1 protein-coding gene is annotated in these 523 nt (G+C 32.3%); it reads right to left on the bottom strand.

Features of this window, described 5'->3' with window-relative positions; translation table 11 throughout:
* A partial coding sequence (locus IDG60_RS01830) for a glycoside hydrolase family protein (protein WP_481906070.1) occupies positions 1-523 on the bottom strand: 523 nt, incomplete at both ends.

Here is a 523-nt window from a genome sequence, read left to right as displayed (position 1 = left end):
AATGTTTGAGGTGCATAGAAATCAAAGCCATTATCAAGCTCGACAAAATTTTCATGTTCATATGTTAACTTTTCAATATCAAACTTTCCAAGTATATAACCACTTTGATAAATATTTTTGAACTGATCGCCTTTTGGTTCAATACCTTGTGGACAAATAAGTATGACATCTTGATTATCTACATTAAAGTAATCTGGGCATTCCCACATATATCCAAAATCATCCAACTCTGTATTTATTTCACCTAAATAATGCCAATTAATTATATCTTCAGTATTATAAAGTAATAATCGACCTTGCTGATCATTATTTTGTGCGCCAATGATCGCATAATATTTCTCACTATATTTAAAAACTTTAGGATCTCTAAAATGACTCGTATATCCTTCTGGTTGTTGGCTAATTACTGGCTTTGGAAACTTTTCAACTGAACCGTCTTCTTTCAATCGTGCGATCATCTGACTCGCATGTCGTTGCCAATGATTATCTCGATGATTTCCTGTGTACATATAATATAAATGCC

This window comes from Staphylococcus sp. EG-SA-2 (assembly GCF_017152085.1).
This window is presented reverse-complemented; position numbering and strand designations above follow the sequence as displayed.